Annotated in this window: 11 protein-coding genes and 1 tRNA gene; 8 read left to right on the top strand and 4 right to left on the bottom strand. The window is 41.9% G+C overall.

The features are described from left to right. Positions 1–754 precede the first annotated feature (754 nt). Positions 755–827, bottom strand: a tRNA-His gene (locus FWF39_RS10200). Between the two features lie 407 nt (positions 828–1,234). Between FWF39_RS10200 and FWF39_RS10195 the strand changes: the two genes are divergently transcribed. Next, positions 1,235–1,789: a nitroreductase family protein gene (locus tag FWF39_RS10195; RefSeq protein WP_343383338.1), complete on the top strand. Its 555-nt coding sequence runs from the start codon at positions 1,235–1,237 to the stop codon at positions 1,787–1,789. A gap of 865 nt (positions 1,790–2,654) precedes the next feature. Then, positions 2,655–2,804 carry a hypothetical protein gene (locus FWF39_RS10190; protein WP_343383337.1) on the top strand — a complete coding sequence of 50 codons (150 nt, stop codon included), beginning with the start codon at positions 2,655–2,657 and terminating at the stop codon, positions 2,802–2,804. A 294-nt stretch (positions 2,805–3,098) separates the two neighbouring features. Here FWF39_RS10190 and FWF39_RS10185 read toward each other — a convergent pair whose 3' ends face one another. Together FWF39_RS10185 and FWF39_RS10180 are read right to left on the bottom strand one after the other, a co-directional pair. Next, positions 3,099–3,437, bottom strand: coding sequence for a cupin domain-containing protein (locus FWF39_RS10185; protein WP_343383336.1), 339 nt, complete (start codon positions 3,435–3,437; stop codon positions 3,099–3,101). Between the two features lie 24 nt (positions 3,438–3,461). Next, on the bottom strand, positions 3,462–3,974 hold the full coding sequence (locus FWF39_RS10180) for a nitroreductase family protein (RefSeq protein WP_343383335.1): 513 nt from the start codon (positions 3,972–3,974) through the stop codon (positions 3,462–3,464). Positions 3,975–4,661: 687 nt separating this feature from the next. Between FWF39_RS10180 and FWF39_RS10175 the strand changes: the two genes are divergently transcribed. From FWF39_RS10175 to FWF39_RS10150, 6 genes are all read left to right on the top strand, one after another. Beyond that, positions 4,662–5,726 carry a lysylphosphatidylglycerol synthase transmembrane domain-containing protein gene (locus tag FWF39_RS10175; RefSeq protein WP_343383334.1) on the top strand — a complete coding sequence of 355 codons (1,065 nt, stop codon included), beginning with the start codon at positions 4,662–4,664 and terminating at the stop codon, positions 5,724–5,726. Between the two features lie 88 nt (positions 5,727–5,814). Next, entirely contained in the window at positions 5,815–6,054 is a 240-nt protein-coding gene (locus FWF39_RS10170; protein ID WP_343383333.1) for an Lrp/AsnC ligand binding domain-containing protein, read from the top strand. Between the two features lie 360 nt (positions 6,055–6,414). After that, positions 6,415–6,702 carry an Lrp/AsnC ligand binding domain-containing protein gene (locus FWF39_RS10165; RefSeq protein ID WP_343383332.1) on the top strand — a complete coding sequence of 96 codons (288 nt, stop codon included), beginning with the start codon at positions 6,415–6,417 and terminating at the stop codon, positions 6,700–6,702. Positions 6,703–6,765: 63 nt separating this feature from the next. Continuing rightward, positions 6,766–8,127 carry a tRNA(Ile)(2)-agmatinylcytidine synthase gene (locus tag FWF39_RS10160; protein ID WP_343383331.1) on the top strand — a complete coding sequence of 454 codons (1,362 nt, stop codon included), beginning with the start codon at positions 6,766–6,768 and terminating at the stop codon, positions 8,125–8,127. A gap of 407 nt (positions 8,128–8,534) precedes the next feature. Further along, entirely contained in the window at positions 8,535–11,351 is a 2,817-nt protein-coding gene (gene alaS / locus FWF39_RS10155; protein ID WP_343383330.1) for an alanine--tRNA ligase, read from the top strand. 115 nt (positions 11,352–11,466) lie between these two features. Beyond that, on the top strand, positions 11,467–11,802 hold the full coding sequence (locus FWF39_RS10150; protein WP_343383329.1) for a hypothetical protein: 336 nt from the start codon (positions 11,467–11,469) through the stop codon (positions 11,800–11,802). Between the two features lie 154 nt (positions 11,803–11,956). Here FWF39_RS10150 and FWF39_RS10145 read toward each other — a convergent pair whose 3' ends face one another. Beyond that, entirely contained in the window at positions 11,957–12,370 is a 414-nt protein-coding gene (locus tag FWF39_RS10145; RefSeq protein WP_343383328.1) for a hypothetical protein, read from the bottom strand. Between the last annotated feature and the right edge of the window lie 478 nt (positions 12,371–12,848).

The following is a 12,848-nucleotide window of genomic DNA, read 5'->3' as shown; positions in this document are numbered from 1 at the left end:
CCATACGAACTAACCTTGTTTGGCGATATATGTACAGCATCACATAAAATTATCTATAAGTGAACACTCTCAAAATAAAAATAGTCTCATCAACTTGCTATTTTCGTTAAGTTAATGACATTGCAAATAATAGGGAAGTAAGTGTGAAAAATGTGCGTTTATGTCGGAGTTTTTGCAAATTGAAGTTAGAGATAGAACTCGTTCCAGTGTTTACTTTTATACTTTTGTTTAGTTTTGGGTTAAACATTATTTATTACACTCAAAGTTACATGATTTATTGACCTAATATCAAATATATGAGCTAAATAATTCATATTTAGACGATTAAAAATATGGCCTGCAATCAGACACCAGTTAAGCATTGCCAAAACAAAATAGCCACACAAATTTAGAGAGATTGAAATTACTTTTTGGTTCCGTTCGATATATAGAATATATATTTTTACGGCTGACATTAATAATCTACACATATACAACGGAAATAAATGTTTCGCAAATCTTATATATCAAATAAATACTCTCAGAAAAGCATAGACTTAGCACAAAAAAATAAACAACACCAAAGCCAAATACAACCACCAATAGCACCACCCAAAAAAAGAGACCGAACCACTTGACAAAAAAGGAAACCCAATAAACACAACACAATCAAACATCATATAACACAGTACTACCCATTTGTCCCAAACCCACAACAGCCCCACATAACAAATTCGTACAATTAACATCAGAATCCAAAAATAGAGTTAAAGAGGGCCGGGGCCGAGATTTGAACTCGGGCGAAAGGCTCCACAGGCCTGTATGCTACCAAGCTACATCACCCCGGCCACAATTCCAAGCTTTCCCGCGATTTGATAACCCACAAGTAACCCATTATTTGCATTCCCGCATGAGCCGTACACCAAGGATTACCATAAACGGCAAAGCCAACTTCGCCTAATTTAGTAGCTTCTCCAATGTTATAAACAACTCTGATAATAAACTTGTCGTCTAAGAGAATTTAGAATAATCGTTTATCCAACTGCAGACAGAGCACGGTGTTCACCACAGACTTATGATCTAAGAATTATTGAACCAACAACATATCCTCAGTTTAGTAATATAGCAAACAACTTTCCAATGTCGCAATGAGCAAATAATTCTAGCTGGCAACCAACCTACAAATTTGACTCACCATTATTTCCACCAAGCACTTTATTATACGGCATACCTTGCTATCAAGAGAGGTTTGATTATGGAACTTGATGTTTGTATTAAGGGTCGAAGAAGTGTACGCGAATACACTCAAGAACCGATCGCTAAAGAGCAAATAGAAACCATATTAGAGGCAGGTACTTGGGCGCCTACCGGAATGAATCGTCAACCTTGGAGATTTATAGTAATTGAAAATAAACAGCTTATCAAGTTGGTTTCAGACGAAACCAAGGAACTGGTTAAACAAGCTCTGCCTCATTTTGCTGCACAATTCAACACCGACCAAGACGTCATATGTTATGATGCCCCCATGTTAATTTTGATATGCAGCGAAAAGGATCCACAGTGGGCACAAATAAATCTGCTTGATTGCGCTTTAGCTGCTCAAAATATGTTCCTCAAAGCCTACGAGTTAGGACTTGGAACGTGCTACATGGGGTTTGTATCGTTTCTAAACAGCAATCCAGCATTTTTACGTAAACTGGGCATACCGGAAAACTATGACATACAAGTGCCCTTCATCATCGGACATCCCAAAACTACGCAAGGCAATGCCGCAAGGCAGAAACCCAGCATTTATAAATGGGTCAAATAACCCTTTACCCGTTTTTGATTTTTAGTTTCGATAAAACCTGCGTAGGGGTTATCACTACAACACACGTTGCAGTTTTACACTTTTTCGTGCTAACCCTCAGCTTCAGTAAGTTCAGGCTGATAGGTTTAAACTTGGATTTTTAAAGCGGTTATTGGGTTTAACTAAGTCCCTTAAACTATAATATTTTCATGATTTTCGAGCGTGTACACGAAAATTGATTATAACATATAGTCGCATGTTGTCAGAACGAGAAGCCAAAGTATTATCCAGCCTAAGCTATGCAGGCAAAACAATATTCACAACCCAAGACCTAAAAGAATTCACCAACAACCCAAAAAAACCTCCTCGACTGGCTAGTACGCAAAAAATGGATCCGAAAAATAAAAAACGGCACCTACCTAATAGCACCCCTAAACGCAGGCACAAACGGCACAGACAACTATCCTGTACAGCTTTATTTTAGCATCCGTTCTTGTTGAACCCTACTACATAGCCTACGCAAGCGCCCTAAACTACCACGGCCTCACCGATCAAATCCCGCCAGCAACCTATGTGGCAACAACCAAACCTCGCAACTCTAAAACCAGTCTAAACACCAAATCAAATTCGTCACCATCCCATCCCACAAAATATTTGGAACTGAAAAAACCGAAATTGAAAACAAACAAATAAAAATCTCCTCAAAAGAAAAAACCATAATCGACTGCTTAGACCACCCAGAACACTGCGGAGGCATAGAAGAAATAGCCAAAACGCTATACTTTACCAAAAACGACATAGACCAAAACAAACTAGTTAGCTTTGCACAAAAAATCGGCAACAAAACCGTCCTAAAAAGATGGGCTATCTCGCAGAAAAGTTAGGTATGGAAAAAGTACTTGAGACCATTTCAAAGCTCCCTCTTTCAGCAGGTTATCCCCTACTTGATTGTTCCATGAAAAAAAGAGGCCGTATATTAGAAAAATGGAAAATAGTTATAAATGTACCCATTGATCCTTCAAAGTGGCTAACATGATACCGCCCCAAGAACTAAGAAAGATAACCAGAGAAAAGAAAACGACGCTTTACTTTAGCGGTTTCGTTCATATAGAAAACAGAATTATGGAAAAAGGCTATCTTAACCTATAAAAAATGTCATAAAGCAAGCGCACATAGAGGCTATGAAAAGCCTTTTTCCCAGAGACCTAATATTGTTAGTTTTAGGAGAGACAAAAGAAACACTGAGAGAACTTTAGGGCTCAACTAAACCTTGAAACCTAAAATTGCGTGGTTCTTTGGCAAATAGACGGCATTGTTCATTTCAAGCGGTCTATTCAGAAAATGACACTGTTAAGAGCATCTTAAAACGCTCAACTGCATATACAGCATGAGAAACTTGTGCGGGCATAACAATAGCCTCACCTCTGTGGAGCAAATGCATTTTTCCATCTATGGTGATTCTCCCAACACCATCCAAAACAAGCACCAAAGCATCACCCGCTGATTCATGCGAACTAATTTCTTCACCCTTTTCGAAAGCAAACAAAGTCAAACTATGACGGCTATTTTGCGCAAGCGTTTTACTAACAATCTGACCATCTTGATACGCCACTTCATCCACTAATGGTAAGACCACTCCATGCTCAACGTTTTTAATCAACTTCCCCATACAAAACTCACCACTTACCAGCATCTATTTTACCCATTTAACTTTGCCCTCTTCATAAAAACCACGACTACCCATTTCCTCCGCAGGAACACCCACAGCAATAACACAAAACGGAACAATATTATCGGGCAATGCAAACAAACTACGAAAAGCCCTCACCTTGTCCTCTTTAGGATATACGCCGCACCAACAAGTGCCCAACCCCAATTCAGCAGCCTGCAAAAGTATATTTTGTGTTGCAGCCCCACAATCTTGGGGAAAAAAGCCCACCGATACCCCACTTTGCAGATTCAAATCCGCACACACCACTATCGCACAGCTCGCTGTTGTAAGCATTTGCGCATGTGGATGAATTTTTGGAATTTCATCGAGTTTAGCTCGATTTTGTACCACAATAAACGTCCATGGACGGCTGTTGCAGGCGGAGGGTGCCAACATTGCGGCTTCTAACAGCTCTTTGATTTGTCCATCAGATACGTTTGCTTCGGATGCATAGTTACGGATAGATTTTCTGTCCTTAATTGCCTCAATAATCATAAAACACAACCTTTCACTAGCTTAATTATTGTTTCTCTTGTTATTTCTTCCTTGCCCTTTCTTATAAAAGAACCAATAAGAGCACATACCAAGCCCATTGTGCTGTTTTCTTTAGCACAGAGCAGTACAGAACCAAAACGTAAGATAAAATAGTCACACTAAACCTAACTTGCTTATCGAACATACTCAAAACCGTCATCCTCACCCTCATGTTTCGAAACTTGGGATTTATCCGTTAGATTTCCAGCTAAAACCTCAATCAACTTAGTAAGAGTTACTTAGCGCCGCCTATACTTCAAACCCTGTTCTCGAAACCACGGCATACTTTTGTAATTTGTCCACGATTCGTTTTTAGGTATACCTGGAAGAAAAAAAGCCATTGCAATATTGGCACTTTATATTTATTTTTTTAAAAAAATTGGTTGTGGTTGACAACAGAATGGTCTAAAATACATCACCCTGACCATGCTCTAGACCACCATTTTGGTAACACATATCGAGCTATTTCGCTTTCGTGCAAACCAACACAACATTACCAAACAGTTCAAGTCAACGCCCTAACTGTGTAGCTTCCTCTATGGTTGTAACAACCTTAATTATAAGTTGTCCGCTGATAAGCCAAGTATCACGTGTGTGTTGATATAAACTTAAATGCTCAAGCACTTAATTTAAGCAGGCTTGACCCGCATGGAGCCAACAAAAAAATCTCTACAATCCAAAGCAAGTATAGCAATCTTGATTGCCGGGTTAGCCGCGTTTATCCTCTACTTTGTATTTTTCATCGACCCCCAACAAGTCGCTCGAACCCTAGTCCAAACCAACCTCACCATCTACTCCGCAGCTTTTGTTACATACATGCTATTCACAGTCTGCTCTACAATGGTTTGGCGCAGTTTACTATCAAGTCTAGCAGTAAAAATCACCACCCGCAAAGCTTTCCTCTATACCTGGACAGGATTATTCTTCGAAGCCACCGTACCCCAGCTGGGCTGGTCTGCAGAGGTTTCAAAAACCTACCTGCTAACCAAAGACGCAAACATCCCAGCCGGCAAAGTTGGAGCCTCAGTTGTTGGCCAAAAAATCTTGGGTATGACCATAACAATTATCGCACTAAGTATAGGTCTGGGATTGTTGCTCTTTAGATATTCACTAAACCTAACAGCAGTCCTGCTAATAGGAATAGTTTTGGGACTCTCGATACTAACCTTAGCTGTTGTTTACTACATTAGCTTTAAACCAAATGCCACCAAGACCCTGCTGCGCTGGGCAATTAAAATAATACAGGTCTTTCGTAAAAGCTGGAACACACAAAATTTCCAAACCAAAGCCGAAGAACTGCTAAACGGCTTTCATACAAACATCGCACAGCTAAAAGCAAACCCCAAAGCATTGATAGCTCCAGCTGTTTATGGGGTTGTGGGATTTATCTTTGAGGTCTCAGTTCTTTTCATAACTTTTGCAGCCCTAGGACATCCAGCACCAGTTGATGTAGTGTTGATTGTCTTCACTCTAACAGGCACACTCCAAACCATTGGACCACTCTTTTTTCCCGAGTTAGTTATGACTCTAACTTTAACAGCACTATTTGGAGACCCCGCTATAGCCTTCTCAGCCACTTTGTTAAGCAGAGTGGTTAACCTATGGTTCCGCCTTGCAGTATCCTGTGGTGCCCTGCAGTTGGCAGGAATCAAAATCATACGCCAAACTCCACCAAATAACAACCAACCAATAGGCGAGGTTAAACAAAACTAAACAACAACCAGTCAGTCAACTCACGAGTTGAACAATGCTCTAGAAAGATTTTAAAGTAAATCTACCTATGAGATATGCAGGAATTATTATGCCTACAGCGTTTGTGTTGATAAATACCGAGATAGGCTCCGAATCAGACGTTTTAAGAGAACTCAAAAAAGTCGAAGGCGCCGAAGAATCCTCAGCGGTATACGGAGTTTATGACATTGTAGCCAGAGTCAAAGCAGACACGATGGATAAACTCAAAGAAATTGTCACGTGGCGCATCCGAAGACTCGACAAAGTCCGCTCAACGCTAACTATGATAGTTGTAGAAGACAAAAAATAAACAACTCAATTCCCAATTTCAAATCCGCCACTACTATAGTCCAATAAAACCACAAGCAACAGAGCATAATAGCAATTAAGCCACGTCAGAAGTCAAGCTTAACCCAAAATAGTCTCATCGCCTGAGCAGTCTATAACCTGTTTGTTAGCAGTTATCGGTTGTGACTGTGTGAATACTGTCACATAATTTTAAATTTTTTTGAACCGCTAATTGAGGTTTGTGTGTCTACTAGATAAAGGAAAATAGCAACAACATCAAAGACATCACAAATTATTCGGTTCGCATGGAGTAAAACGCTAATGTTCAAACTAACAAGAGCACTCCTAGCAGCCGGTCTATTAAATAAGAGGAAGAAAAAATATGACAACTGCGTATATTCTTTTAAATACTGAAATTGGAGCAAAAAATCAAGTTCTAAAAGAGCTACGAGACATTGAGGGTATTGAGGAAACCTATGACCTCTGGGGAGTCTACGATATCTTGGCAAACGTAAAGGCAGAAAACACAGAGAAACTCAAGCATATCATAACCAACCGTATTGAGAAAATCGGTCAGATCAACTCCAAGCTAACCATGATAATCACCGAGCAAACCACATCACAAAAACAACAACTAACATTTGAACCGAGGCCAATAATCGATCAGTAAACAAAGAGATAGTTGGTAATATTTTTTACTTGCCCCGCTTGTTTCTAAGCGGAGCCGCACCCCTTGACTACATCACAGACTACTATGCACATAGGTCTAGACGATACAGACTCAACTAAAGGCGGCTGCACCACCTATCTCACCGCTCTTCTTATTGAAGAATTCAAAAAATTCAATGTAACTTTTCTGGATTATCCTTTGCTGATTCGACTTAACCCCAACGTACCTTGGAAAACCCGCGGCAACGGCGCGCTCTGTCTAAGATTTAGCTACAACCCCAAATTTAGAAAAGATATCAAAAAAATTGCCACCCAGCTCTGGGAAGAGCACTCCGCAATCGATCAAAAAGGAACCGATCCAGGCATTGTCTTTTTTAATTCAGCCACCATACCTGAGGAATTAAAAGAGTTTACAAAAAAAACTCAAACAACCATCGTGACCCAAAAAGAAGCCCAGACCCTCATCAAAAAAATCGATGCCGAAGCCCAGAGCTTTAACAGCGGACGAGGCATCATCGGCGCATTAGCAGCGATTGGTGAAACCCTCCAAAACAAAGACTACACCTATGAATTAATCACCTACCGCATAAAACAAAATTGGGGAACCAAACGCCAAATAGATCAAAACTCTATCTTTGAGATGGACAAAACCACAGCACCCCATACCTTCAACAATATTGACCCCGAGAAAGGCAGAGTCATCATCACCCCAAGAGGACCCGACCCCATTCTCTTTGGCATCAGAGGCGAATCACCCCAAATCCTACAAACCGCCCTCAACCTCGTTAAACCCCAAGAACCCATAGAGCGCTGGGTTATTTTTAGAAGCAACCAAGGCACCGATGCCCACCTAAACCCCACAACGCCTCTGGCCAAATTAGTACCCTATTGCTCAGTTATTGCCAAGGGCACCGTTGCCCAATCCCCCCGCATCATCCCCCGGCGTCATGTCATCTTTTCAATAGCCGATGGCACAACCGAGGTAGACTGTGCAGCCTATGAACCCACAGGAACCCTGCGCAAAACCGCCTGGGAACTCAGAACAGGCGATACTGTTGAGGTCTATGGAGCAGTACACAAAGCCACAGCCACCCGCCCCCTAACTATCAACCTTGAAAAAATCAAGGTGCTCACACTCCAAAAACAAATCCAGACCCAAAATCCCCTCTGTCCTAACTGTAAAAAACGGCTCAAATCCATGGGTAAAAATCAGGGTTTTCGATGCGAAAAATGCAACATCCGATTTCCAGATCTCAAAAAACAAGAAACCAATCTACCACGCACCCTCACACCGGGACTATATATAACCTCTACACGCTCACAAAGACACCTAACCAAACCGCTTAGACGCTATGGCCAAGAAAAAAGCACAAATGAACACATAGATATGGTTGAATGCTGGAGTGCTAAGAGCGCAGTTGAGTAAATTTTTGTTTTATATTTAACTCTTGGTTTAAAAGGAGCAAGCCAAGTAAAACCAAAATTAAACCAACAACTAAAAAGATAAGCAGATAAGAAACTCCAAAATATTGATCCATAAGAGTCCAAAGACTTCTAAAGATAAGCACCGAAGCTATGATAACTATAAATTCCCCAATCAGAGCCCTTGCCAAGCGCATAATAACAAAGATATAGCAACCAGCTATAAATTTTTTAAGTCTACAAAACTACAACCAAAAACACATCCAACTTTTGATAGCATAGAGACAACAGCAAAGAGGGATAAATGTGCAGAGATAAAGTTGATTAGTTATACTCTTTAGCTAAGGCTTTAAATCCGTGAAGCCCATAAACCCCTTCCGCAACTAACAGATATACAAGAAGGCTGGCTTTATGGTTGGAAAAACGTTTACTGCAGAAGCGTATCAGCTTCCATTCTTTAAGCAAGAAGGGTTTATCAGAAAACAGTGCCCCAAATGTAGCGAGTATTTCTGGACACAAAACCAGAGTCAAGAAACCTGTGGCGAATCGGGCAGTGATGAGTGTGGATGCTACAGTTTTTTGGGCAATCCAGCTACAAAACGCAAATTTACACTTCCCGAAATGCGCGAAGCGTTTCTCTCGTTTTTTGAGAAAAATGGACATACCCGCATAAAGCCCTATCCAGTTGTGGCACGCTGGCGCAAAGACATCTATCTTACACATGCAAGCATTATCGATTTTCAACCCTATGTTACAGAGGGCATTGCACCGCCGCCTGCAAACCCACTGGTAATTTCTCAGCCCTCCATTCGATTAACCGATATCTCTAACACCGGCCCAACGTTTGGGCGTCACCTAACCATCTTTGAGATGGGCGGTGCACATGCCTTCAATACCGCAGATAAAGAAATTTATTGGAAAGATGACACCGTGCGGTTCCATCAACGTTTTGCAACCGAGGTGTTGGGCATCCCCTCAGATGAGATTATCTACAAAGAAGGCGTCTGGGAGGGGGGCGGCAACGCAGGTCCAGATGTGGAATGTATTGTTCGCGGCCTTGAAGTGGGCACCTTGGTGTTTATGCAGTACAAAGTTGTGGGTGAAGAGTTTGTCGAGTTACCCATACGCACCGTTGATACGGGCTATGGTATTGATCGCTTTACATGGATCAGCCAAGGCGTGCCAAGTCTTTTCCAAGCAATTTATGGCAATCTACACGACAAAGTGCTCTCCATGGCTGGAATAACCAATTTAGATAACGATTTTCTGCTACGCGTGGGCAAATACTCAGGTTTGGTTAGTGTGGATAAGCGTGCTAATCGTATGGTTGCACGCAAACGCGTCAGTGAACTCACAGGTATTGACCTAGCAACCCTGGAGAAAGAATTGGTTCCCATTGAAAATGCTTGGGCAGTGCTAGATCATACCAAAACCCTGAGCTTTATGCTCTCAGAGGGTGTAGTGCCATCTAACATCCAAGAAGGCTACCTCGCACGGTTATTGTTCCGCCGGGTCTATCGCTTAATGCGCATCCTAAACATACAACCCGACAGTCTCTACGATATTGTAGAGATGCAAGCCAATTATTGGGCAAACGATTTTCCGCATATAAAAGAGATGCAGAGCGAAATCATCGAGATGCTAAAAGTCGAAGAAGAAAAATTCAAAGACACCCTCCAACGCGGAGAGGGCCTAGTTAAACGCATAGCCACGGAACTCAAAGCCAAAGGCGAGAACAAACTCTCAGAGAACAAACTCGCCGAACTCTACGGCTCACAAGGACTACCCCCCGAGATAGTCAAACAAGCCGCAGAGAGAGAAAACCTTGAAGTCACCGTCCCAGAGAACTTTTATGCACTAATCGCCAATCGCCATATGCAAGCATCAACCAAACCCCAAGAAGAAACAGACACAAAAAACCAAGCAGACCTCGAAAAAGCAACCGAACAACTCCCCGCTACTGAACAACTCTACTATGTGGACGCCTACAAAAAAGAATTTGAGGCACAAGTTCAAAAAATCATCAACAACAACACCTATGTGGTGCTTAACCAAACCTGCTTCTATCCCGAAGGCGGCGGACAACCCCAAGATCTAGGCACCCTAAGCGCTGAGGGCACAACCTATGAGGTGGTAGATGTGCAAAAAATTGGCAAAGTCATTGTGCACAAACTCAAAACCCCAGCCGCCTTCAAAGAAGGCACCACAATCCAAGGCAAACTGGATTGGGAACGCCGCTATCAACTCATGAAAAGCCACACCATAACTCATCTCATAAACGGAGCCGCCCGCCGAGTCTTAGGCGAGCATGTCTGGCAATCCGGCACACAAAAAGGCCTTGAAACCTCCCGATTAGACATCAGTCACTACCGCAGACTCAGCCAAGAAGAAACACAAAAAATCGAAACACTAGCTAATCAAGCCATTAGTGCAAACATGAAAGTGGAAACCAACTGGTATCCCCGAAACCAAGCAGAAGCCCTCTATGGTTTTAGGCTCTACCAAGGCGGTGCAGTTCCAGGTAAAGATATCCGGGTGGTAAAAACCGGTGATTGGGATGTGGAAGCATGTGCAGGCACACATCTAAACAACACAGGCGAGGTAGGCTTTGTTAAAATTGTCTACACCGAGCGTGTGCAAGACGGCGTAGAACGCTTAGGATATGCTGTGGGTCTTAGGGCGCTTGCGGCTATGCAACAACAAGAAACTCTGCTTAGCAAAATCTCTGAAGCACTCAATGCACCAATAGAAAAGTTGGATAAAACCGCTGAGAAAGTGGTTAAAGAACTAAAAGAAGCCCAACTTGAAAAACGTCGACTAATCAAAGAACTCGCCGAAAAAGAAAGCACCACAACTACCCAAACACAGAGTAACGAAACTGCCACAGAAGTAGCGGGAATAACTATTGTTAAGCGGGATTTTGAGGTTGTTATTGATGTCAATCGGATGCTCACCACTGCAACAGAGGTCATCAAACGCAACGATGCAGCCGTTACAGTTTACTATGGCTCAGATGGCAAAACTTGCCGGCTTCTAATTATGGCAGGCGAAACCGCAATCAAGAAGGGGATTAATGCAGGTAACATTGTCAAAGAAGCCGCACCCATCTTTGGCGGCGGAGGCGGCGGACGACCCAACTTTGCACAGGGCGGCGGGACTCAATGTGGTAAAATAAAAGAAGCTGTAGCAACCGCGGAAGAAGTCATCAAAAAACAACTCAAACCCTAACCACCCTCAACAACCCTCTATCACACCATAAAGCTAACCCCTGAAGCAAAAGCAGGGGCTTGGTCGATTTTTTTATTAGTCACCCATACATATCAAAAGCAGGTGAATAGTAGACGTGGATGGATTCAAAACTGCTGTAATTGCAACCCTGCTTGTTTCCATAGCGGCAATCGGGTTTATGGCCTACACTATAGGCGATGTTTTAGAGAACGCCAAAATTCCCGACCAACAATACGGCACTGTAAATACTAAGAGCCCAGTTACTGATAACCATCCAGCTAACTATACAATTACCCTGCAAGATGGTAAACAACTCTACATAACCTCCAACACAACAACATATGACAACATAGAGATAGGTAAGTCATACCTGTTTAACTGCCGCATAGACGTAAAAAATCATATGGTTATTATCGATAGCGCATCACAAACCAATAGAACAGACACATAACAACACAGCACCATGCGGTGTAGATAGTAAATAATCGGTTTGCAGGGTTATACATATCTCAAGTACTCTGATTGGCTGGTTAAGCATAGCCGTTTCTACAACAGTCTATCAAGCATGATAATCGCAAAAAAAGATCACCACCCCAACAGCGCACCTAGGGGGTTTTGGTGTGAAGATAGAGTTCACTTTGTCTTAACAAATCCAGTATGGACTGGGTTTGGTTGGTAGAGAGACTACAAATTGTGGGATCTCCAAGGAAGGGGAGTTTTTCACGGGCGTTGTGGAGGATGTGGAGGTCTTCCCAAGTTACAGATAGATCCTCAGAGGGGATATGAGAGGTAACATCCATAGCCCAAGCGCCTGCATCAAGCTCTTTTGCACCCTCAGACAATGCAGTGAAGGGGCCTACCAATTGGTTATCAGAAGAGTTATAGAGAAAAATCACAGAACCTTCCTTGATGGGATTGGAAGGTGTGGCCTGCTTATCAATGCATACTGCAAAGCGTTTAGTGCTCAAACATTGTTGTTGACTGGATTTATTACAAAAAAATACATAACCATCATACATGCTCAAAACCTCACTTTAACTGGAGCTAAAAGAGCCTTATTTCTCTTTTGTGCCCTATGTATGATAAACCCTAATTTCCGAATAATTACCGCCCGTTTGGTATGGTTCAAATAGTGTTAACACGTATACACATCAATGTATACACGTGGACAGCGGACTACAACGGATAACTTCAGATCAACCGCCTGTAACACATCTTCAGCGTTAGATAGAACGTTAAAAACAGAACAAAATTACAATCCAATTTATAAAACCACGCTATACTAAACTCTGTCAAGTGGCAAAGGTAAAGGCGTAACATCTAGAATTTATATGCCTATTACCCCTATATACTCTAAATATTAACGAGATGGTAATATTGCTTTGACCGCATTATAAATAAGTGTTGATTGTATATGTTAACACGTGCTTAGTTATGAATAAAAAGTACAGTGTTAACTTGACCAAAGATGAGCGTTGGATAATTTTTGAGACAATT

This window comes from Candidatus Bathycorpusculum sp. (assembly GCF_009778815.1).
Lineage (GTDB): Archaea > Thermoproteota > Bathyarchaeia > Bathyarchaeales > Bathycorpusculaceae > Bathycorpusculum > Bathycorpusculum hydrogenotrophicum.
Note: the sequence above shows the minus strand (reverse complement) of the source record. Positions and strands in the feature narration are given on the sequence as shown.